This is a genomic window from Alphaproteobacteria bacterium, from assembly GCA_015231795.1.
Classification (GTDB): Bacteria; Pseudomonadota; Alphaproteobacteria; order Rhodospirillales; family WMHbin7; genus WMHbin7.
Window position 1 is genome coordinate 47,884 of sequence record JADGAX010000003.1, and the last position, 24,557, is coordinate 72,440.

The window sequence follows — 24,557 nt, forward strand, 5'->3', positions numbered from 1 at the left end:
GGCTTAAGCACCTCCTCCGGGTTTTTTCTTGGCCGCTTCGGCAGACGATCCCCTGCCTTCGATGCGAATGGCCATGTGATGACTTTTGCGGCCCATGCGGCCATAGAACATTTCGACGTCGCCGCAATGCAGATCGACCAGCGAATCCGGGCTGGCGTTCAGCATGATGCGGTCACCGATCTTTAAGTTCAGCACTTCGCGCAGACGCATGGTCTGCACGTCGAGTACGGCGTTCAAATCGACGTCGGTGATCCACAATTCTTCGGCCAAGTGGGTTTCCCAGATCGAATCGCGGCCGAACTTCTCGCCCATGAACATCTGAAGCAGAAGCTCGCGCACCGGTTCCAAGGTGGCGTAGGGGATCAGCAGTTCCAGGCGTCCGCCACGGTCTTCCATGTCGATGCGCAGCTTGGCTACGATGGCGGCGTTGGACGGGCGCGAAATGGTGGCGAAACGCGGGTTGGTTTCCAGCCGGTCAAAGCGGAAGGTGACGGGCGACAGCGGGTCGAACGCCGCCGAAAGATCTGAAAAGACCACATGCACCATGCGCTCGACCAGATTGCGTTCGATGGTGGTGTAGGGCCTGCCTTCGATGCGCATCGCAGCCGTGCCGCGCCTGCCGCCCAAGAGCACGTCGACGATGGAATAGATCAACGACGAATCAACGGTCAAAAGGCCGTAATTGTCCCATTCCTCGGCCTTGAAGACGGCCAGCATGGCGGGCAGGGGAATCGAATTCAGATAGTCGCCGAAGCGGATGCTGACGATGTTGTCGAGCGAGACTTCGACGTTGTCCGAGGTGAAGTTGCGCAAGCTGGTGCTCATCATGCGCACCAAGCGGTCGAACACCACCTCCAGCATGGGTAGGCGCTCGTAGGAGACGAGCGCCGAATTCAAGATGGCCTGGATGCCCGATTTCTGGTCGCTGGCTTCGTGAACGTCGTCGAAGCCCAAAAGGCTGTCGATTTCGTCCTGGTTGAGCACGCGGGTCGATTCGCGCCCGCCGCCCGCAGCCGCCATGTCGGGATTGTCCTCTTCGCCCAACATGGCTTCCCATTCGGCGGCTGCTGCGGCGTCCATGCCGCCGCCACCCTCATCGCCGCCGCCGCCGCCCGCCTCGGCCTTCTTGTCCCCGCCTTCCTCGTCGTCGCCAGCCATGGCGGCCCATTCGGCCATCAAGGCTTCTTCATCTTGGTCGGTGCGGGGCGCTTCGTCTGCCATGGGGGTTCAGGTCCAATTACTGGACCAGCATCTCCTTAAAGAGGACGTCGTTGACCTTGACCGGCTTGACGGCAGTGTTGACCCGGCTTAGCAGTTCCTCGCGCAAGCGATAGACGCCGGCGGCGCCCTGCAGGTCCTCGACCCTAAGTTCGCGCAGGTAAACCTGAAAATTATCGACGATTCTGGGCATCATCTGCTCGATGCGGGGCTGGTCCAAGGGGTTGGACAATTCCAGGCTGACCCTGATTTTCAGGTAGCTTTGGCGTCGTCCGGGCGAATTCAAGTTCACCAGCATGTCGGGCAGGTCGTAAAAGACCGACTGCGCCACCGCCTGGGGACCCCCCGGGGGCGCCCCATGCTCCGCTGCGGCAGGTTCTTCCTTGCCGCCGCCAATGCCGACCATGGCCAGGATGGGGTCGGCCAATCCGGTAAAGACGGCCCCCGCCGCCAGGCCGATGATCAGCACCAAAGGAATGGCCACCATCAAGATCAGCTTCTTCGAGCCGCCTTTTTTGGCAGCACCCCCGCCTTCCTCGCCGCCGCCTTCTTCCTGGTCTTCAAGATCCTGAACCATAACGTCTCCCACAAGGCCTTGGCCGTGGCCACACTTCAACACTCATGCTAAGGCCCAGCCGGTTAATAAGAGGTAAGTGTCTGACAAGGACATTAGCAAGCGGGCTGGCAAAGCGGCAAGAACTGCCCGGCAAGCACGGCAAGCGACCGGCAAGGGCGGCAAAGCCGGACCCTCTCCCTGGTATCGAATCGTTTAAATACAGTCTATTAGCAGTTGGCACGGGGCGTGCACAAAAGGGGCTGAACAGTCGTAACGCCCATCAAGGACGCTCCGGTCATGGAAACCACCTCCTACGTTGCCCTTTCTCGCCAGGCGGCTCTTTGGCGGCAAATGGACATGGTGGCCAACAATCTGGCCAATATGAACACCCCGGCCTTCAAGGCCGAGAACATGATGTTCCGCGACTATGTGCTGCAATCGCGCACGGCGGATCGCCCGTTCGGCGACAAGACGGCCTATGTCCAGGACGTCTCGATCTATCGCAACATGAGCGAAGGCGCCATTTCCGAGACCGGCAATCCCTTGGATGTCGCAATCAAGGGCGAGGGCTTCATGGTCGTCGATACGCCGCAGGGCCAGCGCTACAGCCGCACCGGCCATTTCCGCCTGGACGAGGCCGGTCAGTTGGTGACGGCCGACGGCCATCCGGTTCTGTCGACCACCGACCAGCCCTTCTTCTTCGCACCCAATGAGCAGTCGGTTTCGATCGCCTCCGACGGCACGGTTTCCACGGAAAACGGCCAGGTCGGCAAGTTGCGCGTCGTGAAATTCGAAAACGACCAGGAATTGCGCAAGGTCTCGGGCGGTCTTTATCAGACCGAGGCCCAGCCGCAGGATGTCGACAAGCCGCATGTCGTGCAGGGAATGATCGAGGGATCGAACGTCCTGCCCGTGGTCGAGGTCGGCAAGATGATTCAAGTTCAACGCAGCTACGAGGCCGTGCAGCGCATGATCGAAAACGAGCATGAGCGCGTGCGCAAGGCCATCGACGTGCTGGGACGCACGTCGAGATAAGGGTTTTAGAGGAAAGGAACGCGTCATGAGGTCGCTCAATATCGCCGCCACGGGAATGTTGGCCCAACAGACCAACGTCGAGGTGATCTCGAACAACATCGCCAACATGAACACCACGGCCTATTCGCGCAGAAGGCCCGAGTTCAACGACCTTCTGTACCAGAATTTGCGGCGCGTCGGCGCCAACTCGTCGGACTCGGGCACCATCGTGCCGTCGGGCGTTCAGTTGGGCCTGGGCGTGCGCACTGCCGCCGTCTACCGCATCACCGAGCAGGGCAGTCTGCTCAACACCGACAACACGCTTGACCTTGCCGTGCAGGGGAAAGGCTATTTCCGGGTGACGCTGCCCAATGGCGATACCGGATATTCGCGCGACGGCTCGTTCCAGCTTTCGGCTGACCGGGCGATCGTTACCCACAACGGCTATACCGTGCAGCCTGGCCTGACCATTCCGGCCAATGCGGTCAGCGTTTCGATCAACGCTTCGGGCCAGGTGTCGGCCAAGATCGACGGCCAGGTGGCGCCGCAGGTGATCGGCCAGTTCGATCTGGCCACCTTCGCCAACGAGGCGGGCCTGGAAGCCATCGGCGACAACATGTTCTTGGAAACCCCGGCCTCGGGCCAGGCGGCGGTCTCGACGCCGGGTCAGCTGGGATATGGAACCTTGTTGCAGGGCTTCCTTGAGACCTCGAACGTCAATGTGGTGGCCGAAGTGACCAATCTGATCAGCGCGCAGCGAGCCTATGAAATGAACTCCAAGGTCATCAAGACCTCGGATGAGATGATGGGTTCAGTGACGCAGCTGAAATAGTAGGAGACGGCCATGAACGTCTTTCGCATCGCTTTTCTGGTTCTAGCCTTTCTGACGTCGGCGGCTCCCGCCTTCGCAGACGAGCCGAAACTTGCCTTGCTTGCAGCCCCCCCGGTCCTCAAAGGCCAGGCCCTGGTGGAGGGCGATATCCTCGTGCTTGGCGATATTTTCGACAATCTGGATGCCGTCAAGGCCAAGAAACCTGTCGCCTATGCCCCCAAGCCGGGAAGCCGCACCACGCTGGAAGCCAACTGGCTCTACGCCCTGGCGCAACAGCAAGGCGTCGCTTGGCGCCCGGCAAGCCTTTACGACCGCATCGTGGTCGAGCGGGCGGGGCAGACGGTCGCTCGCGAAGCCATCGAAAATGCGCTGCTGTCGGCGCTGGCTCCTTATGGCGTTGCCTCGGATTCGGCTGTTGAACTGGCGAACCGCTCCATTTCCCTCAACATCCCGGTCGACGCCAAGCCGGTGGTGGCCGTGCGCGCCCTTACCTACGACGAACGTTCACGCCGTTTCTCGGCCACGTTGGAAGTGCCGGCCGGCACGCCGAACGCCCTGCAGGCCAAGGTCAGCGGGCGCGTCGTCAGCCAGTTGGAAATTCCCGTGCTGGCCCGCTCGATCCAGAAGAACGAGCCGATCGCCATCGACGATCTTAAGATGGTTCCGGTCAGCGCCGACATGGTGCGCGCCGACACCATCACCGACCCCGGCCAGATTGCGGGCAAGGCGCCGCGCCGCTTCATGAAGGCGGGCCAAACGGTCAGCCTGCAGGATATCCAGCGCCCTGTCATGGTGCCCAAGAACAGTACGGTGACCATGGTTCTGAGGTCGGCGGGCATGACGCTGACCGCCATGGGACAGGCCAACGAGGATGGCGGCCAAGGCGACATCATCCATGTGACCAATTCGAAGAGCCGCAGCGTTGTGGAAGCCACCGTGATCGGGCAGGGACTGGTGACCGTCCGCCCGCAATCGGCCCGCGCCATCAATTGAGAGCCAGGAGGCCATTATGAAGACCACGTTCCGTACGTCGCTTCTGCTTGCCGCGGCCAGCCTGACGCTGGCGGGTTGCAACACCATCAACCGCCTAAGCGAAGTTGGCGAAGCGCCGAAGACCTCGAAGGTTAGCGATCCGACGCAAAACCCCAGTTATCGCCCGGTCAGCATGCCGATGCCCGCCCCCAAAACGGCGGCGGCCAATCCCAACTCGCTGTGGCGTCCGGGTGCTAGGGCCTTCTTCAAGGACAACCGGGCGGGCGAGGTGGGCGACATCCTGACCATTCAGGTCAGCATCAGCGACAACAGCACGCTGAGCAACAAGACCACGGAAAGCCGCGACAACAGCGAGGGAACCGACGCCCTTTCGCTGCTGGGCTACGAAAAGCAGCTCTTCAAGCTGTTCCCCGGCGCCGACGCCTCGAGTCTGGCCAGCATGGGCAGCACGCATGACGTTACCGGCGACGGCAAGATAACCCGTTCGGAAGCCATCAACGTCACCCTGGCCGCCGTCATCATCCAGGTGCTGCCGAACGGCAATCTGGTGTTGGCGGGCAAGCAGGAGGTTCGGGTGAACAATGAACTGCGCGAACTGACGGTTTCGGGCATCGTCAGGCCATCGGACATCGATTCGACCAACACGATCAGTTCGGAGAAGATCGCCGAGGCCAGGATCACCTATGGCGGTCGAGGCACCCTGTCGGATCTGCAGCAGCCTCGTTACGGCCAGCAGCTGTTTGACATCCTGTTCCCCTTCTGATTAGAATTCTTATAAACCACTGCGGCGCCGGGCTACAGCTCTGGCGCCGCAAGCCTGGGGACAGGATTCTTTCAGAATTCACAAGCACATGGAATCTTGATAGTCTATGCTCAGTGCTTAGGGGTTACATTCGGCACAACCGCAATAATTGGGAGATCAGTGATGGCCAAGAACCAGATTGAAATGTTGACGCGCGGTGAAGAGGATGCGCTGGCTCTGGCCCGCTCTGCCGTTCAAATTGCCGAATCCCGCAAGAAGGGCGGCGCCGATCTGACCAGCGCGCTCGACAATAATTTGCAGCTTTGGGTCGCCATCCGCACGCTGATGCAGCGCCCCGAATGCCAGTTGCCCAAAACGATCCGCGACAACCTGATCCGTTTGTCGCAATTCGCCGCCCAGAAAACCTTCGAAGTGGCGAACGGCGTCACCGACGATATTCTGGACAGCCTGATCAATCTCAATCTCCAGATTTCCGAAGGCTTGCTGGAAGGCGCTACCGGAACCCGCATTCGCGAGCGGGCCTATAAATTGTGGGAAAAGGATGGCCGCAAGCCGAACCGCGATCTCGATCATTGGCTGACCGCCGAGTACGAGATCACCCAGGCCGCCGACTATGCCAAGGCGCTCAAGGAATTCGCCCGCATCATGGGATCGAAGCCGATTACCGAGCATAAGAAGGTCCAGGCCACCAAGGCTCCGGCCAAAAAGGCCGCCGCTCCGGCTAAGAAGGCCGCCGCCCCGGCCAAGAAGGCTGCTCCCGCCAAGGCTCCGGCCAAGAAAGCGGCGCCTGCCAAGAAGGCGGCACCCGCCAAGAAGGCTCCTGCGAAGAAAAAGAAGTAAGTCTGGCTTGTTGCCGACAGCGAAAGGGCCGGGTTTTACCCGGCCCTTTTTGCTGTCAAAGCGGATGGCTCAATCTTCTCGGTGGGTGCGTTCCATGCGCTCATGGCGCTCCTGGGCTTCGATCGTCAACGTGGCGATCGGGCGGGCTTCCAGGCGGCGGATGCCGATCGGCTCGCCGCTTTCCTCGCAATAGCCATAAGTGCCATCATCGATGCGCTTCATGGCGGCGTCGATCTTCGAGATTAGTTTGCGGGCGCGGTCGCGGGTGCGCAACTCCAGCGCCCGATCAGTCTCGGCCGAGGCGCGATCGGCGATGTCGGGTTCCTGCATGCCGCCTTCTTGAAGGTGCATCAGGGTTTCGTTGGATTCTTCCAACAGCTCATGGCGCCAACGCAAAAGTTTCTGGCGGAAGTATTCGCGCATCCGCTCATTCATGAACGGTTCTTTTTCTGATGGGCGATAATCGGGCGACAACGTGACGTTCATCCCTGGTCCTCGTTTCTTACAGATAGGGGACGTTTCGAGTTGCGCACTATATGAATCGATTGGCTTGGCTGCAAGTGCCAATTGCTGTGGATAACTTGTTGAAAAATAAAGGGTCCGTCAGGCGCGAAGGGACAGCTTCGCCAATTCGACCTCGGCCCTGAGTTCGATTTCGTCCAAAAGCTGGGCTAAAAGCGGGTCATCGACTTGGTCGCGCTTGCCGCGCACCAGCTGCGCCAGCTCGATCAGCCGGTCCTTGGGCAACTGCCCCGTCAACAGCCCGTGGCGAAGTTCGTCCAGGTGGTTGAGGATGCTTTCGCCGCGCTCGTACAGCCGTTTCCTGGCCTTGCGCCTTGCGTCTTCGTCGCCGGTATCCGTTGCGGCCTGAACGACCAGCAGGGCATCGACGCCGCTGACGGGAGCGGGCGACTCGAAGACTCCAGCTTCCCCAACGCCGCCAATGGCGTCGCTAAGATGCTGGGCGAATTCAGTCCCACCTTTGGCGCTAGCCTTGCTGGCTTTGCTGGTCCTGCTGGCAGGACTGGCCGCTCCGACGCCGGAAACCTTCATTCTAATAACCTTCGATCAACGAGCGGCTTGTGCCGCTCACACATATATCGACAGCGTGAACTATGCCCCCTCATCCGTTAAGGAGGCGTAAACACAGGGATTCTGCCTCTTTTTTTGATTTTGCGCACTGGGCAGTTTTTGCCCCCCAGGGGCCATTCTTGCCCTGGCAAAAGGGGTCTGACCAAGCTGGCGCGGGAAAAAGAGGTGGGAAATCAAAGGGAGGAAGTTGGCACGACCTTCGCATGAAGCTGCTTGGATTATATCGTTTTCATGCGGGACGACGCCCATGTTCGCTTTACCCAACGCGCTTCGCACCAGTCTTAGGGCTTTCCTGGTGGTTTTGGCCGTCGGCGGGACCAGCGCCCCGGTTCTGGCCGACTCGCGCATCAAGGACATTGCCGATTTCGAGGGAGTTCGCGAGAACATCCTGGTCGGCTACGGTCTGGCGGTCGGGCTGAATGGCACCGGCGATGCGTCGGACATGGCCTTCACCCAGCAAAGCATGATCGCCATGCTCGAGCGCCTGGGGGTGAATACCCGCGATTTGACCGACAAGTTGAAGGCTAAGAACGTGGCCGCCGTGATGGTGACCGCCAAATTGCCGCCTTTCGCCCGCCAGGGCTCGCGCATCGACGTGCAGGTCAGCGCCATGGGCGATTCGAAAAGCCTGTCGGGCGGAACGCTTCTGGTTACGCCGCTTTTGGGCGCCGATGGCGAGATCTACGCCGTAGCGCAGGGATCGATCGCCAGCGGCTACACTGCTTCCGGCAATGCTGCCAGCGTGACCAAAAACATCCCGACCTCTGGCCGGGTGTCGAACGGCGGCATCGTCGAGCGCGAAATCAATTTCGACATGACGAAAATGGAGCAGGTCCGCCTGTCGCTGCGCAACCCTGACCTGACAACCTCGCGCCGGGTGGCCGAGGCGGTGAATTCGTTCCTGGGACAAGCTGCTGCGCGTTCGACCGATCCGTCCACCATCGAGGTCAAGGTGCCCCCGAATTACAGGGGCAACGTGGTCGGCATGCTGACGGACATCGAAGGCTTGCGCGTGCAGCCCGACCAGCAGGCCCGCGTGCTGATCGACGAGCAGAACGGCGTGATCGTGATGGGCCAGCATGTGCGCATCGACCCGGTCGCCATCGCGCAAGGCAATTTGACCATCCGCATTACGGAAACGCCGCAAGTGTCGCAGCCCTCGCCCTTCTCGAGCGTCGGCGAGACAACCACCGTCAACCGCACCGACATTCAAGTCGATGAAGGCGCCGACAAGAAGCTGATGGCTTTGAATACGGGCGTCACCATGCAAGACCTGATCAAGGGCTTGAACGATCTGGGCGTCGGCCCCCGCGACATGATCGCCATTCTGCAGGCCATCAAGGCCGCAGGCGCGCTGCAAGCCGACATCGAGGTGATGTGATGAGCGCCGCCAACGCCCTTGACAGCTTGATGTCCGGCGCCAATCTCGCCTTAGAGCAGGCGCAGTCGAAGCTGCCCCAGGCCAAAGTCAGCCGCGAGCAGATTCACAAGACGGCGCAGGAGTTCGAGGCCAGCTTTTTGTCCCAGATGTTCCAGCATATGTTCGAAGGGGTCGGCAACGACCAGGTGTTCGGAGGCGGAGCGGGAGAGGACTCGTTCAAGTCATTCATGATTGGCGAATACGCCAAGATGACCGCCAAGACAGGGCGCGTAGGCCTTGCGCAGCAGATCGAGGCGCAGATGCTTAAACTTCAAGAGGTGACGCCATGAACGCTTCGCAAAATCTTCGCCGTCAGGCCGTGGCGCGCCAAGCCGACACCGCCGGTTCGCCGCAGGCCGAAGAAAAGCCGCAGGCCGAGGCCAAGGCGGACGCGATGGGCAAGGAATTCACTTCGGCCCTGATTTCGGTCGTCGAGGCGGCGCAGCATCTATGTCAGGTGTTGGAGGTCGAGAACGAGGCCCTGCGCGCGCATCGCTTTGCCGATATCGAACCCCTGCAAGAACGCAAGGGCGCGCTGTCGCGCCTGTACGAGCAGGGCATGAAGCAAATCGCCAAGGCCGGGCCGGACGTGATGAAAGGCTTGAGCCAGCCTCTGCGCGAGCAGGTGTTGGCTTTGGCCACGCGTCTCGACAAGTTGGTGGGCGACAATGGAAACCTTCTGAAGGCGTCCATCGAGGCCAATCAGCGGGTGTTGAAAGCGGTCGTCGACGCCACGCGCAAGCATCAAAGCGCCGGTACCGTTTATGACCGCGAAGGCGCCGTCAGCACGGGACGGCGCAAAGGAATTCCGTCGGTTGCCATTTCCGTCAACCGTACCCTCTAGCGGAAACGGGAGAATCCCATGTCGCTAACCCTTGGATTAACCACGGCGATCAGCGGACTTCAGGTTTCGCAGCGAAGCCTGGATCTGATTTCGCACAACATCGCCAACGTCAATACCGAAGGGTATTCGAGAAAGAGCGTCTTTGCGGAATCGCGCGTGCTGGCCGGGCGCGGCGCCGGCGTGCAGATCGCCTCCATCCAGCGCACGGTCGACGACAATCTGCGCAAGGATTTGCGTACCGAAAGCGGGAACTGGGCAAACGCCGAGACTTTGGATGCCTATTACAGCCGCATCCAGGATCTGTTCGGGCGCCCCGGCGACAATACGACGTTCAGCCATTTGGTTGGCACCTTCGGACAGTCGCTCGAATCGCTGTCGACATCGCCCGACATGAGCAGCACGCAATGGGAGACGGTCAGCGCCGCCAATGACCTGGCGCTCAGTATGAACACCATGTCCACGCAGTTGCAAACCTTGCGCCTGAACGCCGACAAGGAAATTACCTTGGCGATTAGTGTTGTCAACGAAAGGCTTGCCGACGTCCAGACGCTGAACGACAAGATCGTGCGCGAGCAGGCGGTCGGCCATGAAATCGGCGATCTGGAAGACCAGCGCGACCAGGCCTTGGCCGAAATCTCGGATTACATGGACATCCAGACTTTCGTGCGCGACGACAATACCGTGGTCATCTTCACGGGCCAGGGTCGCACGCTGCTTGACAGTCAGACCGTGGCGGTCAGCCATACCGCAGCCAACACCATCCAATCTTGGATGACCAAGGCGGGCGGCGACATCGCCCCCATTTACGTCGGCACCAACGACATCACCAACGAGATCGGCAGCGGGCGCATGAAGGCCTTGATCGACATGCGCGACACGATCATTCCCAATCTGCAGGCGGAGATGGACGAAGTCTCCCACCAGCTTAAGAAAGAGATCAACCAGATACACAATGCTGGCTCGGGCTTCCCGAATCTGACGTCGACATTCAGCGGAACGCGCTTTTTCGTCGATTCGGCAACACAGACCATGCGCTATACCGACGGCGATACGGTGTTGACCCTTTATGACTCGGATGGCGCTCAGACGGCGCGTACCACCATCAATACGCTGATGGTAGCCGCCGGAGAAACGATGAATGGCGACTGGGTGATCGACGACGTGGCGACGGCGATGCAGACCTGGATCCAAGCCAACGGTGCGGGCACGGCAACGGTGGCCGTCGCGGCCGACGGTCAGTTCGATATCGATTTGCGGTCCACCACGCTGGGACTGGCGATGCGAGACGAGTCATCGGACAGCGTGAAGTCGATGACGTTCGATGCGTCGACGACCGTTCCCGGCAGTGCGGGCAACTTGGTTTTTTACGACCCGTCCGGCGCTGCCGCCATCGCCACCATTGCCGTGGGCGCGGGCGACAGCATTGCCACCATCGCTTCCAATATCGATGCCGATCCCGATCTGGTGGCGACCTTGGTCAATGAAGGTGACGGCATTCGCATCCGGGTCAATCACGCCACGAGCGGTCAGGACTTCCTGATCGTCCCCAGCACCACGGCGTTGCGAGACGCCCTGGGCTTTGTCGGCGATGCGCAGGACGCCACGATTTCCTTCGATGCCGACGGCAATGGAACCATGGACGAAACGGGGATCAAGGGATTCTCGAACTTCTTGGGTTTGAACGACTTTTTCGTTACCGAACGTCCACACGACTTGTACGAGTCGGCGATCCAAAGCAAAGGTTGGACGGCACCAGCCGGCGGCACCTGGAGCCTGGGCGATCTGTCGTCCGGCATCGGCGGCCTGGGATCGATCACCATTGCCGCTGGCGCCTCTTTCACGCAGATCGTCAGCGCCATCAACAACGCCAATACGAATGCGGGGGTTACCGCCAACACGGTGACCGGCATTACGGCCAGCATGGTTCCCGAAGGTTCTGGCTACCGGTTGCGCTTGATTACCGATACCGGCGAGGAATTGCAGCTGACCCAAACGGCGGGCACCTTGCTGACCAGCATTAGCATGGAGGCCGGGGCCTCCGGCACTGCTTCCAACATTTCCGTCCGCTCTGACATCAAAAGCGCGCCCAGCATGGTTTCTCGCGGGCAGTTGCAATATAGCTCGGATACGGGCGAGTACTATCTGGGCACCGGCGACAATACGACGGCGCTCGCGCTTGCCGAACGCATGACCACGACGCTGACTTTCCGCACGGCCGGCAATGTTTCGGTTCAGACCATGACGTTCGAATCCTACGCCACCAATACGGTGTCCGATACGGCCACCCGGGTGGACAACAATTCGAATACGCTGGGCTATCTTACAAATCTGAAGGAAAGCCTGTATAGTAAGGACGCCGCGATTAGCGCGGTCAACCTGGACGAGGAAATGGCGCAGTTGATCGTTTTTCAGCAGTCTTATATTGCGGCTGCGAAGATGATCAGCACCACACAGACGCTGTTCGAAGTCTTGAACGGCATCATACGCTAATAAGGGAGGCAAGAAATGTCTCGCGTAGGTACACTGGCATCCGACACCATCCTGCTTAACCAGCTGCTGAACGTTCAGTCCCGACTCAAGGACCTGAACACCCAGGTGAACACCGGGAAAAAGTCCCAGGACTACGCTGGCATAGCGCGCGACAGCTTCGGCTTGGTGGCGCTTGAGAACCAGCGCGATCTGGCGCTCCGCTTCATTCAGACCAACACGTCGCAGCAGACCAAGATGGAAATCATGTCCAACTCGCTGAACACCGTCATGCAGACGGTCAGCACCTTCCGTTCGGAAATGGGCGATTTCCTGGCCAAGGGATCGGACGATCCGGATGCGCTGGCGTTGATTCAGCAATTGGCCTGGACGCATTTGCAGGAAATCCAGTCGGTTATGAACGAGAAGATGAACGGCCAGTACATCTTCTCGGGCGGCAAGACCAACACCAAACCGGTCGAACTGGCTTGGACGTCGTTGGCGGATTTCCAGTCCACCTACAAGCAAGCCTCGGTTTCGGCGACCGTGGGATCCTTGACCTTCGACAACGCGACGCAGACCATTACGGCTTCGAATGTTGGCTCCTTGTCTGGATTCTCGGCTGGCGACACCATCACCATAACCGGCACGGCGGCGAACAACGCCACCTACACCATCGCGTCGATCGATAGCACCAGTTCGGTGCTGACGCTGACGGCGGCGCCGGTCAACGAGGTGATTGCGGCGGGCGTCACCATCCAGCCGCAAAGCCAGTTCCCCACTACGCGGGCGGGCAATGTCGCCCTTGGGGCGGATTATTACTATAAGGGCGACAACATGCAGATTCAGCATCGTGTCGACGAGAATCAGGAATTTACATTGGGCATCAATGCCAACGATCCGGCGATCGAGAAGGCCATCCGGGCCATGCTGCTGATCTCGCAAGGAAATATGACCAATGTCGAGACTGGAAATGCGGGCCTGATCGGTTCGGTCATCCAGTTGGTGAATGATACGATCCAACACGACGCTGCGAACAATTCCGAGATGGAAAGCGACCTGCTGACCATGCAGTACAAGATCGAAACCAATGTTACCACGGTCAGAAAAGCGATCGATCGCATGACCATCTTCAAAGCGACAAGCGAGGCCAGGTTGGCCGATCTGGAAAACGTGAATACGACCGAGGCCGTGACGCTGCTAACCAGCCAGCAGACCGCTCTCGAAGTTGCCTATACCGCTTTCGGACGTGTCCGCCAGCTCAGCCTGTCCGACTATATCTAAAGGCCTTAGGTGTTTTCCCTCAGCCAAGGCTTTCTGAGGGGATGATCCTGCGGCCAAGTAAGGGTTTATTAAGCCCAGGCAAGCAAACTGATGCCAGGGTGAATCGCTAAGTGCCTGTGTTGCCTACTATCCCTGGTGCGTCTTGGGCTATGAACCCCCTGGAAACAGTGCTCCGGCGGAAAGGATGGCAAGATGGGTTAGCAGACCTAGAAAAGATTGACTCTTGGCTTGGGGCTGCTAACATATCGATTGATAGGGGAAGTCTGTGTTTTCTCACGGTGGGAGTGCCGCAACCCCTAGGCAGGCAGAACCGCCTACCGAATTGACCTAGAACAGGAGACCGATCATGGCTACAGACATCACACTTACATCAGCCATCCGCACCAATCTGCTTTCGTTGCAGAACACTGCGTCGCTGATTTCGCGCACCCAGAACCGCCTGTCGACCGGCAAGAAGGTCAACAGCTCGCTGGACAACGCTCAGGCCTTCTTCACGGCGTCGGGCCTTACCAACCGCGGCACCGACTTGGCCAACCTCAAAGATACGATGGATCAGGCCATCAGCCAGATGGGCGCCGCCACCAAGGGCATCGACAGCATCACCAAGCTGGTCGAGCAAGCCAAGGCGCTGGCCGTTTCGGCCCAAGGCACCACGGACACTTCTCAGCAGACCAAGCTGGCCAGCCAGTACAATACGCTGGTGACCGCCATCAACCAGCTGGCCTACAACTCCAGCTACAGCGGCAAGAACCTTGTGAACGGCACCAGCGCCTCGCTGGTCGTGACCTTCGACGAATTCGCCAGCCACAAGCTGACCATTTCGGGCGTCCGTCTCGACGCGTCCGGCCTGACCATGCAGACGGTGACCGCCTCCAACTGGACCGACTCGTCCACCATCGAATCGGGCATTGCCCAGGTCGATGCCGGTCTGAAGTCGCTGCGCGCCGAGGCCAGCTCGTTCGGTTCGAACAACTCGGTCCTGCAGATCCGCTTGGACTTCACCAAGAACCTGATCAATACCTTGGAAGAAGGCGCCGCCAAGCTGGTGAACGCCGACATCAACGAGGAATCCGCCAACCTGCTTTCGCTGCAAACTCGTCAGCAGTTGGGTATTACCTCGCTGTCGCTGGCCAACCAGTCCGAGCAGTCGATCCTTAAGCTCTTCTAAGAGCGAAGCTAGCAGTCAAATTGGGAAGGGGGCGCTCCACCGGCGCCCCCTTTTCCTTTGTTCAGCGCGCCTCACGTCGGCATACAAAAACGCCCCGGAAGTCCGGGGCGTTTTGGCTTCGGCGGAAACCGAAGATCAGGCGGAGATGCCGCCTGTCGGTGAAGGCGGGGGCGTTGCCGGGGCCGGGCTTGGTTCGCCAGCGGCATCCGGGGGCGAAATGCGCAGCCCTTCGGCCAAATTGCGATTCACGTTGATCAACACATCCAGAAGATTCGCCGTGCCTTCGGCCAGCGCCTTGGCGGTCTGCTTGTCGACGAAAATGCTCAGGCTCATGATGTTGGCCTTCAATTCCGGCGGCAGCTTGTTGTTCTTGTCGGTGATGTCGGTCTGGATGATGGTCCAGAGCAGATGATTGAACCTAAGCGCCTGACTGAAGGCTTGGTAATTGTCGACGTCCTTCTTGGCTTCTTCAAGCAGGAACGCCGCCTTCGTCAGCGCCATCGCCTCGACCTCGCGGGGAGACATGGCGGTCTTTTGAGCGTCGCTGTAGGCGTTAATCTTATCCTTGGCCATGAGACAGAACCTCCTGTTCGAAATCTATCAGCTTTCTGCAGACCTTCAAAGCCTGGTAATGGTCGCCTTCAAGGATGCGCTGAGACATTTCCATGATGATTCCCAAGACTTTTTCGTTGGGAACCGCGTTGACGAACTCGCGGACGAAGGAAAAGTAAAGATCGTGATAGTCCTTTTCCTGCCGGGGATTGGCGTACATGTTCAAGACGGTGACATAGATTTTTTTTGCGGCGGTGTCGGCTTCGTCAGGCGTGATGACCTCACGTTCCTTCAACACGGGCACCTTGTTCAAGATCACCAATTCGGCCTTGGTGCCGCCATTGGAAATGACGGCCGTGCCGATCAACGCCTTTTCATGCGGCTTCAACGTAATTTTCAAGGGCATGAAAATGCCAACTCCCAAATGAACAAGCCGAAGTATGCCCCAAATTCATTAACAACAATAGACCTGCAAATGGGCAGGGTCGAGTCGTAGAAAGAAAATCTGCCAAGAAAAGAAAACGGGCCGCTTTTGGCGGCCCGCTCTCGTCATGTGTTTGAAAACAAATGATCAGCCGGTCAGACCGGTGGCGGCCCAACTGCCGTCTTGCATGCGGCAGGCGGTTCCCTGGGTGGTGCCGCTGTTGCGCGGGGTGGCGACGCTGGCCTGGAAATCGCGGCACAACGTGCCGTCGCTCATCATATAGGTGTTGGTCGGCATGAAGACGCCCGAATTGCCGGTCTCATCATTGTTCCAGCCGGCGGCTTGGCCGTTGGGCAGGCTGGCAAAGGCCTGATTCGCCGTATTTTCAGCCTTGCGCATATCCATCTGCGACAGCATGGCGCCTGCCTGCGCACCGACATAGGCGCCTGCCGCGGCGCCTAGGGCGGCATAAACGACGCGGCTCCAACCGGCGCCGGGTCCACCGTAATAGACGGCCAAACCGCCAATAACGGCGCCCGTTGCGGCGCCCATGGCTTCGCCCATGCTGGCCGGACCACCCGTTCTGGGCGGCATGTTGGCGCAACCGGACAGAAGAAGAGCGCCCGAAAGCGCCACGACGATCGACTTCTTCATCCCTTGGGTCTCCTTACCTTTTGGACGAAACTGGTATCGGCAGCACCGTTCCGGCCACCGCAACTCCTGTGGATAATATCTGAAAAGTGTCGGCGAATCGAGCAGTTCCGCGCTTCTTCGGCTCCTTCTGCCCAACTGATTGAAAAATATCGGTCACTGTTGCAAAAGAGATTCGCTTGTCAGGCCCCGTGCGGGGGCTTCATAGTCGCTCCATGAGCTTACCCATTGATTCCATTGGGGCCGTTTATCTGGCGGCCCAGGGCTTCGAGTCCGAGCTGGCCCATGAATTGGGGGCCGATGCCTTGTCCTTGGGTGGCGGGCTTTGGGCGACGCAGGCGCGGCCGCGCCCGGCCGCCTGGGCGCAGAACATCTGGCTGCAGCCAGAACTCATTCCCGTTGCCTCCATCGGCCAAGCGGTCAAGGAGTTGAAGGCAAGGGGGCGCAATTGGGCCGCCACGGCCTTTCACCTGCACCGGCGCACGCAGCTGATCTTGGACCAGTTGCCAAAGGTGTCGGCCAAGCCGCTGGTTTTTCCCACTCCGGCCCCCACGGCGCCCATGGGCGCCTTTGCGCTTTTGGAGGCGGGCACGCTTTTGGCGTCGCCTCGAACCTCTAGCCCCTTTGCTAACGGCGAGGCGAAATTCGTCGAGGACAGGTCCAATCCGCCCAATCGCGCCTATCTGAAATTATGGGAGGCATTGACCCGGATTCGCCGTTATCCGCAACCGGGCGAGACATGTCTTGATCTTGGCGCCAGTCCGGGCGGTTGGACCTGGGTGCTGGCTGGGTTGGGGGCCGCCGTCACCGCCATCGACAAGGCGCCGCTGGATCCCAAAATCACAGCCCTGCCCAATGTGACTTGCCGACAAGACAGCGCTTTCGCGCTTGATCCCAAAATAGTCGGCCCCGTCGATTGGCTGTGCTCGGATGTGATCTGCTATCCCGAGCGATTGCTGGAGCTGATCGAACGCTGGCAGGGTCAGGCCAGGAATTTCGTAATCACGGTCAAGCTGCAAGGCGAAACGGATCATGCCGTCATTGACCGCTTCAAGTCTTTCCCAGGCAGCCGCATCGTGCATCTGTTTCACAACAAGCATGAGCTGACCTGGATATCCACCGAAGATCCTCTGCCCGATTATCTGTGACAGGAGCCGCCATGACGCCGCCCAAAACATTGTTCGACTTGGCCGGAGCGAAACCGCAAGCAGCCCGCTGGTCCCAGGCGGCGTTGCTGCTGATCGATCATCAACTGGAATACGATGTCGGCGGCGGTCTTGAACTGCCCGACATCCTGGCGGCAAAGGCAGAATTGCTTCGCCTGCTCGCATTGGCCCGAGCCAAGGGCGCGCCTGTGATCCATGTCGCCCATCATGGACGCCCGGGCGGCGGACTGTTCGATCCCAGCGGCCCCAAAAGCGGCTTCATGACCGAGGCCCTGCCCAGCGCTGGCGAAACGGTAATCCTGAAAGGGTTGCCCAACGCATTCGCCAAGACCAATCTTCATGAAACGCTGACCAATATCGGTCGTAAGGATCTGATCGTGGCGGGATTCATGACGCATATGTGCGTCAGCACCACGGTTCGTGCCTGCTCGGAAATCGGATATCTGCCGACCGTGGTGGCCAGGGCCTGCGCGTCACGGGATTTGCCCGACCCATGCGGTTCGGCCATTCCTGCCGAAGTCGTGCATCAGGTGGCGTTGGCCGAATTGTCCGACCGCTTTGCGGTGGTGGTCAAGACAGCGTTGGAAATACAAGATTAAGCGGCTGCACTAAAGTCGGGATTGGCATGTTTGTGGTTTGCATGGGCCACATAGCCGTAGGACTTGTCGATCTGTCGGGCTTCGGGGGCCGAAGGACGCTCAGCGGCCTTGGCCAGAACCTGCCAACTGGCGGCTGGCATCGTACCAGCCAAGTCACTGGCCCGGCCATGCTGCAATTGCGACTGTTCGCCAAAGGAATTTTCCGGCGCCGCAAAAGCACTGCCCGCGTTTGGTTGCGGGTTGACCTGGGCCAGTGCCCCCCTGGGAATAATACCGTTCAGACGGTTGCCGATGGAAAGTGACATGGCGGTCTCGCTTGGATGTTCGGAGGCAATCGCCACCGTAAGACCAGCCTAGCGCCATCTTGTCGGCGACGCTGTGCGCGAGGTCACAAGCTGACTGTGAGCGCCGTCACACCGCCATCGCCAATGCCAGGATTTTCTCGACGCCGTCCTTGTCGATATCCTTGCGTTCGCCCAGAGGCAGGCTGCCCCGTTCGCTCAAGCGCTGTGCGACGATCTTGGGCGTATCCGAAGCTAGGCCGTAGGACCCAAGCCCCGCCGGAACGCCAACCGACTTGAAGAAGGCGCAAGTGCAAGCGATCGCTTGGTCGATGCGCTGGGATTCCGTACCATCCTTGACGGCCCAAATCCGTTCGGCGAATTGCAGCAGCTTTTCGCGTTTGGCCTCGCGCTGCACCTCGATCAGTCCCGGCCAGACGCCCGCCAGCGTGCGCGCGTGATCGATGCCGTACAGGGCCGTCAGTTCGTGGCCGATCAGATGCGTGCTCCAATCTTGCGGCACGCCAACGGCGATCAGTCCGTTCAGCGCCATGGTGGCTGACCACATCAGGTTGGCCCTGGCGTCGTAGGACGCAGGCTCGGCCATGGCCGCCGGCGCGATGTCGATCAGCGTCGACAGCACCGACTCGGCCATGCGGTCTTGCAATGCGGCCTGTGCGGGAAAGGTCAGATATTGCTCGAGCACATGCACGAAGGCGTCGACGATGCCGTTGCCGATCTGGCGGGCGGGCAGGGTGAATGTGGTTTCGGGGTCCAGAACCGCAAAGACGGGCATGACATGGGGCGAGCCGAAGGCCAGCTTCTCGCCGGTCGATGACCGGCTGATCACCGCATAGGCGTTCATCTCAGAGCCGGTGGCGGGCAGAGTCAGCACCACGCCCAGCGGTACGGCGCTGGCAATGGGGGCGCGTTTGGTCAGGATGGTCCAGGCGTCGCCTTCGAATGGAATGGCGGCGGCGATCAACTTGCAGCCGTCGGCCACGCTGCCGCCGCCCACGGCCAGGATGAAATCGATCTTCTCCAGGCGAGACAGTTCAACCGCCCGCATCAGCGTTTCAAATTTGGGATTGGGTTCGATGCCAGCGAATTCGACGAAGAAAAGCCCGGCCTTGGAGAGGGCCTTGGTCACTTGCGCATGCACGCCATTGGCCTTGATGCTGCCGCCGCCATAGGCCAGCAGCACGCGCGACCCTTTGGGAATTTCCTTGGCGATCTGGGCGATCTGGCCTTGGCCGAAAAGTACCTTCACCGTGTTCTGGTAAACGAAGGGAGTCATGTGTCACCTCTATTCGCCGATGCCGATGCCTTTCAACAGCTTCTTCAACATGCCGCCCGCATCATCGACGGCTCGCGAGATATCCGGCAGTTCTGGGGCTTCGAAGATGGGTGTTTGCGCGTGCCACGAATCGGCCAGCGGCCTGACGGGCAGGCCCGCATGGGCGGCTTCCATCACCTCGCGCCACAATTTGGCGGGCAGGCTGCTGCCCGTCACCTTCTTCATCGGCTTGGCGTCGTCATTGCCGATCCAGACCACGGCGACGCGGTCGGCGGTAAAGCCTGCGAACCAAGCGTCACGGTAATTCTGGCTGGTGCCGGTCTTGCCTGCGACTGGCCTGCCGCCCGCCAGCGCCGCCGCCTTGCCGGTGCCGCTGGCGATCACCTCTGCCAGCATCTCATGCATGCCGGAAAGTGCCTGCGGGCTGATGACGCGCCTTGGTTCCATGGGTTCGAAACGCCAAAGAACCGGGCCGTGGGTTTCGGCCACTTCGACGATGCCGAAGGGTTGGGTATAGAGACCGCCATTAGCCAGGGCGGCGTAAGCGCCCGCCAGCTCAAGGGGACTGGTTTCGCTGGATCCCAAGGCCAGGGTGGCGTCGGGGCGCAATTCCGACAGGATGCCCAACCTTCTTGCGGTGGCGATGACGCTTTTTAGCCCCACTTCCTCGGCCAACCGCACGGCGGCGGTGTTCAGCGATTGGGCCAGCGCCGTCTTCAAGGTGACGGTTCCCAGGAATTTGCCGGTGTAATTGTCGGGGCTCCAATCGCCCATCTGGATGGGCGCGTCCTCGACTGTGTCGTCGGGCGTCATGCCTGCTTCCAGGGCGGCCAGATAGACGAAGGTCTTGAAGCTAGACCCGGGCTGGCGCTTGGCCTGATAGGCGCGGTCGAACTGGCTTTCGTCATAGTCGCGCCCGCCGATATAGGCCTTGATGGCGCCGTCGGTCGCCAGCACGACGGCGGCTCCCTGCGTGGCGTTCAGCTTGTCGCCCTGGCCGTCGAGCATGGCCTTCACCCGCGCCTCGGCCTTCATCTGCGCCACGCGGTCCAGCGTGGTGGTGACGGTCAGGTCCTTGCCTTCGGTGCCGGGCATGGCGGCCACTTGGGCCAAAATCCAATCGACGAAATAGCGCCCATAGCTGGGACGCACGCGAGAGGTGGCGGCCACTTCCTCGCGCTTGGCCTTTGCGGCTTCGTCTGGCGTGATCGCTTCAGCATTGACCATGTTCTCCAGCACTTGGGCGGTGCGCGAGCGGGCCTTTTCGGGATCGTTGGCCGGGCTGTAGCGCGACGGAGCCTTCAACAGACCTGCGATCAGCGCCGATTCGTAAAGGCTCAGCTTGCGGGCCGATTTCCCGAAATAGCGCCTTGCCGCGGCATCGACGCCATAGGTGCCCGATCCCAGATAGACGCGGTTCAGATAGATGGTCAGAATCTCGCGCTTGCTGAACCTGTTTTCCAGTTTGAAGGCCAGGATGGCTTCCTGCACCTTGCGCTTCAAGGTGCGTTCAGGGGTTAGGAACAGCACCTTGGCCAACTGCTGGGTAATGGTGCTGCCGCCCTGGCGCACGCCGCCCATCATCAGATTGCGCACCACAGCTCGGGCCAACCCGATGGGATCGATGCCGAAATGGCTGTAGAAGCGCCTGTCCTCGGTAGCCAGAACGGCGGCGGGCAGGCTTTTGGGCAGGTCGTCCAAGTCCAACGTTTCGCCGTAGACGTCGCCGATGGCGGCGATGGTTTCGCCGTCAGCCGCCAGCAAGGTGACTGCCGGTCGTCTCGTGGCGGCATTCAGGGATTCGATGTCGGGCAGATCCTGGGCATACCAGACGACGAGTCCGGCCAGCAGGAACGCGCCCAGCAGTCCCAGCTTGAACAGGACCAGCAGCCAGCGGCCCCATCCGCCCTTCCGGTTGCGCGGATGGCGAGGCTTCTTGCGCGCTCGCGCGCGACCGCTTTCCACGCTGGGGCGGTCGTCCTTGGAAGCGGTCAGGGGGCGGGAGGTCATAGTGCGGCGCAGAATGGCAGGGTGGTTTGGGCTTGTAAATGGCGGATAACAGCCAAAGACGTTAATATATCGTCAGGCCTTGGAGCGCCCCTGGACAAGCCGGGGCGGGTAGGGGATAGTCTCGCGTTCCCACGGCATTTTGGAAACCTAATGGAACTGCGTCCGATTTTTCTGGTGCTTGGCCTGTTGGTGTCAACGCTGGCCTTGTTCATGTTCTTTCCGGCGCTGGCCGACCTTGTGGCGCACCACGAGGATTGGAAGGTCTTCGGCATTTCGGGTCTGGTCACCTTCTTCACCGGCCTGCTGTTCGTGGTGGGAAGCCGGGGGTCGGTCAATCATTTCACCTTGCGCCACGGCTTCGTTCTGACGTCGCTGTCTTGGGTGGTGCTGTCGGCTTTTGGCGCTTTGCCTTTCGTCTTCTCGCATATGAGCATGAGCTATACCGACGCCTATTTCGAGGCGATGTCGGGCCTGACCACCACCGGGGCGACGGTGATCGTGGGTCTGGACAACGCGCCCCCGGGCATTCTGCTGTGGCGGGCCATCTTGCATGGCATCGGCGGCGTCGGAATCATCGTGATGGCGGTGGCGGTGCTGCCCAGCCTGCGCGTCGGCGGCATGCAGTTCTTCCGCATGGAATCGTCCGACAAGTCGGAAAAATTCATGCCCAAGGCGGCGCAGATGGCGATGGGAATCATCCTTGTCTATCTGGCTCTCGTCGTTTTGTGTTTCGTTGCGCTTTGGGCGGCGGGCATGTCGGCCTTTGACGCCATCTGCCATGCCTTGTCCGCCATCTCCACAGGCGGTTTCTCAACCAAGGACGCTTCGGTCGGTTACTTCGCCAATCCCTTGTTCGAATGGATCATCGTCTTCTTCATGCTTTCGGGCGCGTTGCCTTTGACCTATTACGTCCGGGTGGCCAAGGAAGGCTGGCAGGCGGCGGCCAAGGGAAGCCAAGTGCTGACTTTCCTGGGCGTGGTCGCAATCTTCGCGCTCGTCCTGACCCTTTGGCTTTGGATCGTCCGGGGCGACGGTTTTTTCGACGCGCTGCGCTTGGCGTCCTTCAACGTCATTTCGGTCATTACGACCACCGGTTTCGTGACGCAGGATTTCAGCCTGTGGGGCGATTTCGCCATGATGGTTTTTCTGCTGGCGGCCTTTGTCGGCGGCTGCACGGGATCGACGACCGGTTCGGTCAAGATCTTCCGCTGGCAGGTGCTGACTCGCTACGTGCGCACGCAGTTGGCGCTGATGTATCAGCCCAACCGCGTTTTCACCTTGAAATACGATCAGTCGACCTATTCCAACGATGTCGTGCTGTCGGTCATCATGTTCGTGGTCGTCTATTTCCTCAGCACGGCCTTTCTGGCCCTGGCGGTCAGTCTGACCGGCCTCGATTTCCTGTCTGCCCTGACCGGCGTGGTGGCCAGCATTGGCAATATCGGCCCAGGGCTTGGCAACACGGTTGGGCCATGCTGCACCTTCGAGCCGCTGAACGACGCCGCCATCTGGCTGCTGTCGCTGGCCATGCTGCTGGGACGCCTTGAAATCTTCACCCTGCTGATCTTGTTGACGCCCAACTTCTGGCGGCGCTGAGGCCTATCGAATATAGGCCGCCATATAGCCGCGGATATTTTCGCTCAAGCGGGCGTCAAGTTCCTTCATCATGGCTTCGACCATTTCGTACCAGACTTGGTCTTTCTGGTTGAGGGTGACGTCTTCCGGCACGCTCTGCACCCTTGTCGCCTTGGCCTCGGCCGAAGACAAAATCATGCCCCGCGCGTCGCGGATGGTCAGTTCGACCGCCAACTGGGAATTGTAGCGCGCCGACTGTTCCGTCTTGAACATGCCCGTAAAGCCCTTGTCGGTCTTCAAATCGGTTTCGGTGACCGGGGCGTCCAGGATGCGAAATTCGGCCCGCAAGGGACCACCCACCGCCACCAGCCGGTCTTTGGCCCAGATGCGGGCGGCGGCTTCGGGCGAGAAGTTCATCAGATGCTCGACATTGGGGGCGGCCAGCGGCGCCTTGTAGCTGCTGACGACATCCACCTGCGACACGGCGAGGCGGAACTGACCCAGATGGGCAAAGCTCATGCTGGGTTGGCTTTTGGGCGGCGGCGTGGTTTCGCAGGCCGCAAGAGCCAGGGGCAGGGAGATGGCGGCCAGGGCCAAAAGAGCGCGGCGCGTGATCATGGGTCTTCCTCTTCGCTGGGCGGTGATGTCGTTGGCTGCGATGCTGAGGCTGATTTATGGCCTTTTTCGGGCGGCGCGTCGAGCAGTTCCAGTTGTTCGGGATGGCTAAGTTCGATCATCGGGCCGTTGGTCAGAATGACGAAGCCGCGCACCCGCACCTTCTGGCCCTCCAACTTCTTGGGCGTGATCTTGGCTTGGCGCAACCGTTTGCCTGCCTCGCCATTCAGGGTCAGGGTAAAGTCGGTTTTCCAGTCGGGGCCGAAATTAAGGTAAGTTTTGCCCGTACCCCGTCCGGTGGCCAAAATCCTGCCTTCGACGATTTCAAACCGACCGGCGGGAACGAAACCATCGGCGGGGCGCAGGTGGTAGCGCTTGTCGGCCCACAGCCCCTGGCGTTGCTCGCGGGCCTGACTTTCCAGCGCAAGCAGCGTTTCAGCGCCCATTGCTGCATCGGACTGGGTGGCGACGCGGGCAAGGCCGCGCAACAGCAATTCGGCTTGCAGCCAAGTGTCGCTGCCCAGCAAGGCGGCCTGGGCGCGCCTGCGCCCATAGCGGTCTGGCGGCGCTTCGGCGGCCAGGATCAATTTCTTGCCGCGCACCAGCTTGTCCAGCGCCTTTCTGGCCGTATCCGCCAACGGCTCGTCGTCCTTGGGGGCCAAAAGCCCCATCAGGCGCAATTCCTTGCCGTTGGACAGGCGAATAGTGTCGCCGTCGATCGCTTCTTGCGCGGCGATCGTCTCGCCCAGGGCAAATCCTTCCGGCAATGGCAGAGCCAGGGCTGGCAGGGGCAAAAGCAGAAAGGCCAAGAGTAGAAAACGCATCCTCAGAAACTATCAACGAAAACTACTCGCGTGCAAGGCACGCGCGCCGGGTTCCATCCCGGCGGGAGCCTAG

26 protein-coding genes and 1 pseudogene are annotated in these 24,557 nt (G+C 60.3%); 15 read left to right on the top strand and 12 right to left on the bottom strand.

What is annotated here, in order from left to right; all coding sequences use genetic code 11:
• Nucleotides 1-3 precede the first annotated feature (3 nt).
• Together fliM and HQL44_07855 are read right to left on the bottom strand one after the other, a co-directional pair.
• Nucleotides 4-1,221 (bottom strand): flagellar motor switch protein FliM, encoded by a 1,218-nt coding sequence (gene fliM / locus HQL44_07850; protein ID MBF0268491.1) that lies wholly within the window; start codon nt 1,219-1,221, stop codon nt 4-6.
• A gap of 16 nt (nt 1,222-1,237) precedes the next feature.
• Nucleotides 1,238-1,795: a flagellar basal body-associated FliL family protein gene (locus HQL44_07855; protein ID MBF0268492.1), complete on the bottom strand. Its 558-nt coding sequence runs from the start codon at nt 1,793-1,795 to the stop codon at nt 1,238-1,240.
• Between the two features lie 276 nt (nt 1,796-2,071).
• Here HQL44_07855 and flgF point away from each other — a divergent pair, with 276 nt between their 5' ends.
• From flgF to HQL44_07885, 6 genes and pseudogenes are all read left to right on the top strand, one after another.
• The gene (gene flgF / locus HQL44_07860; GenBank protein MBF0268493.1) at nt 2,072-2,809 is read left to right on the top strand and encodes a flagellar basal-body rod protein FlgF; all 738 of its coding nucleotides are present in this window, start codon (nt 2,072-2,074) and stop codon (nt 2,807-2,809) included.
• 25 nt (nt 2,810-2,834) lie between these two features.
• Nucleotides 2,835-3,620 carry a flagellar basal-body rod protein FlgG gene (flgG, locus tag HQL44_07865; protein MBF0268494.1) on the top strand — a complete coding sequence of 262 codons (786 nt, stop codon included), beginning with the start codon at nt 2,835-2,837 and terminating at the stop codon, nt 3,618-3,620.
• 12 nt (nt 3,621-3,632) lie between these two features.
• The gene (flgA, locus tag HQL44_07870; protein ID MBF0268495.1) at nt 3,633-4,613 is read left to right on the top strand and encodes a flagellar basal body P-ring formation protein FlgA; all 981 of its coding nucleotides are present in this window, start codon (nt 3,633-3,635) and stop codon (nt 4,611-4,613) included.
• 16 nt (nt 4,614-4,629) lie between these two features.
• The gene (locus HQL44_07875) at nt 4,630-5,376 is read left to right on the top strand and encodes a flagellar basal body L-ring protein FlgH (protein MBF0268496.1); all 747 of its coding nucleotides are present in this window, start codon (nt 4,630-4,632) and stop codon (nt 5,374-5,376) included.
• Between the two features lie 159 nt (nt 5,377-5,535).
• Nucleotides 5,536-5,868 (top strand): annotated as a pseudogene (locus HQL44_07880) (hypothetical protein).
• Nucleotides 5,860-6,216, top strand: a complete 357-nt coding sequence (locus HQL44_07885; protein ID MBF0268497.1) for a DUF2934 domain-containing protein — start codon at nt 5,860-5,862, stop codon at nt 6,214-6,216. Before HQL44_07880 ends, HQL44_07885 begins: the two are co-directional and overlap by 9 nt.
• Nucleotides 6,217-6,285: 69 nt before the next feature.
• Here HQL44_07885 and dksA read toward each other — a convergent pair whose 3' ends face one another.
• Entirely contained in the window at nt 6,286-6,702 is a 417-nt protein-coding gene (gene dksA / locus HQL44_07890) for an RNA polymerase-binding protein DksA (protein MBF0268498.1), read from the bottom strand.
• Nucleotides 6,703-6,819: 117 nt separating this feature from the next.
• Nucleotides 6,820-7,269: a flagellar assembly protein FliX gene (locus tag HQL44_07895; GenBank protein MBF0268499.1), complete on the bottom strand. Its 450-nt coding sequence runs from the start codon at nt 7,267-7,269 to the stop codon at nt 6,820-6,822.
• 286 nt (nt 7,270-7,555) lie between these two features.
• On the opposite strand from HQL44_07895, the gene HQL44_07900 reads away from it, so the two are divergent.
• From HQL44_07900 to HQL44_07925, 6 genes are all read left to right on the top strand, one after another.
• Nucleotides 7,556-8,689, top strand: coding sequence for a flagellar basal body P-ring protein FlgI (locus tag HQL44_07900; protein ID MBF0268500.1), 1,134 nt, complete (start codon nt 7,556-7,558; stop codon nt 8,687-8,689).
• Between the two features lie 29 nt (nt 8,690-8,718).
• On the top strand, nt 8,719-9,018 hold the full coding sequence (locus HQL44_07905) for a rod-binding protein (GenBank protein MBF0268501.1): 300 nt from the start codon (nt 8,719-8,721) through the stop codon (nt 9,016-9,018).
• Nucleotides 9,015-9,572, top strand: coding sequence for a flagellar export chaperone FlgN (flgN, locus tag HQL44_07910; protein MBF0268502.1), 558 nt, complete (start codon nt 9,015-9,017; stop codon nt 9,570-9,572). Before HQL44_07905 ends, flgN begins: the two co-directional genes overlap by 4 nt.
• An 18-nt stretch (nt 9,573-9,590) precedes the next feature.
• A complete protein-coding gene (flgK, locus tag HQL44_07915) occupies nt 9,591-12,062 on the top strand; it encodes a flagellar hook-associated protein FlgK (GenBank protein MBF0268503.1) in 2,472 nt (823 codons plus the stop codon).
• 15 nt (nt 12,063-12,077) lie between these two features.
• Nucleotides 12,078-13,322, top strand: coding sequence for a hypothetical protein (locus tag HQL44_07920; GenBank protein MBF0268504.1), 1,245 nt, complete (start codon nt 12,078-12,080; stop codon nt 13,320-13,322).
• A 346-nt stretch (nt 13,323-13,668) separates the two neighbouring features.
• The gene (locus HQL44_07925; GenBank protein MBF0268505.1) at nt 13,669-14,490 is read left to right on the top strand and encodes a flagellin; all 822 of its coding nucleotides are present in this window, start codon (nt 13,669-13,671) and stop codon (nt 14,488-14,490) included.
• Between the two features lie 135 nt (nt 14,491-14,625).
• Here the strand turns inward: HQL44_07925 and flaF are convergent, their stop codons facing one another.
• From flaF to HQL44_07940, 3 genes are all read right to left on the bottom strand, one after another.
• Nucleotides 14,626-15,063: a flagellar biosynthesis regulator FlaF gene (gene flaF / locus HQL44_07930; protein MBF0268506.1), complete on the bottom strand. Its 438-nt coding sequence runs from the start codon at nt 15,061-15,063 to the stop codon at nt 14,626-14,628.
• Nucleotides 15,050-15,448 carry a flagellar biosynthesis repressor FlbT gene (locus HQL44_07935; GenBank protein ID MBF0268507.1) on the bottom strand — a complete coding sequence of 133 codons (399 nt, stop codon included), beginning with the start codon at nt 15,446-15,448 and terminating at the stop codon, nt 15,050-15,052. Before HQL44_07935 ends, flaF begins: the two co-directional genes overlap by 14 nt.
• A gap of 165 nt (nt 15,449-15,613) precedes the next feature.
• Nucleotides 15,614-16,120 (bottom strand): hypothetical protein, encoded by a 507-nt coding sequence (locus HQL44_07940; protein ID MBF0268508.1) that lies wholly within the window; start codon nt 16,118-16,120, stop codon nt 15,614-15,616.
• A 212-nt stretch (nt 16,121-16,332) separates the two neighbouring features.
• Between HQL44_07940 and HQL44_07945 the strand changes: the two genes are divergently transcribed.
• A complete protein-coding gene (locus HQL44_07945) occupies nt 16,333-17,265 on the top strand; it encodes a hypothetical protein (protein ID MBF0268509.1) in 933 nt (310 codons plus the stop codon).
• A gap of 11 nt (nt 17,266-17,276) precedes the next feature.
• The gene (locus HQL44_07950; protein ID MBF0268510.1) at nt 17,277-17,882 is read left to right on the top strand and encodes an isochorismatase family protein; all 606 of its coding nucleotides are present in this window, start codon (nt 17,277-17,279) and stop codon (nt 17,880-17,882) included.
• On the opposite strand, the gene HQL44_07955 is transcribed toward HQL44_07950, so the two are convergent.
• From HQL44_07955 to HQL44_07965, 3 genes are all read right to left on the bottom strand, one after another.
• Entirely contained in the window at nt 17,879-18,187 is a 309-nt protein-coding gene (locus HQL44_07955) for a hypothetical protein (protein MBF0268511.1), read from the bottom strand. The two genes, HQL44_07950 and HQL44_07955, sit on opposite strands and share 4 nt — an antisense overlap.
• A gap of 106 nt (nt 18,188-18,293) precedes the next feature.
• Nucleotides 18,294-19,460, bottom strand: a complete 1,167-nt coding sequence (locus HQL44_07960; GenBank protein ID MBF0268512.1) for an iron-containing alcohol dehydrogenase — start codon at nt 19,458-19,460, stop codon at nt 18,294-18,296.
• A 9-nt stretch (nt 19,461-19,469) separates the two neighbouring features.
• Nucleotides 19,470-21,470, bottom strand: a complete 2,001-nt coding sequence (locus tag HQL44_07965; GenBank protein ID MBF0268513.1) for a penicillin-binding protein 1A — start codon at nt 21,468-21,470, stop codon at nt 19,470-19,472.
• A 150-nt stretch (nt 21,471-21,620) separates the two neighbouring features.
• Here HQL44_07965 and HQL44_07970 point away from each other — a divergent pair, with 150 nt between their 5' ends.
• Entirely contained in the window at nt 21,621-23,066 is a 1,446-nt protein-coding gene (locus HQL44_07970; GenBank protein ID MBF0268514.1) for a TrkH family potassium uptake protein, read from the top strand.
• Nucleotides 23,067-23,069: 3 nt separating this feature from the next.
• On the opposite strand, the gene HQL44_07975 is transcribed toward HQL44_07970, so the two are convergent.
• Together HQL44_07975 and HQL44_07980 are read right to left on the bottom strand one after the other, a co-directional pair.
• Entirely contained in the window at nt 23,070-23,663 is a 594-nt protein-coding gene (locus HQL44_07975) for a hypothetical protein (protein ID MBF0268515.1), read from the bottom strand.
• Nucleotides 23,660-24,484 carry a thermonuclease family protein gene (locus HQL44_07980; protein ID MBF0268516.1) on the bottom strand — a complete coding sequence of 275 codons (825 nt, stop codon included), beginning with the start codon at nt 24,482-24,484 and terminating at the stop codon, nt 23,660-23,662. Before HQL44_07980 ends, HQL44_07975 begins: the two co-directional genes overlap by 4 nt.
• Nucleotides 24,485-24,557 lie beyond the last annotated feature (73 nt).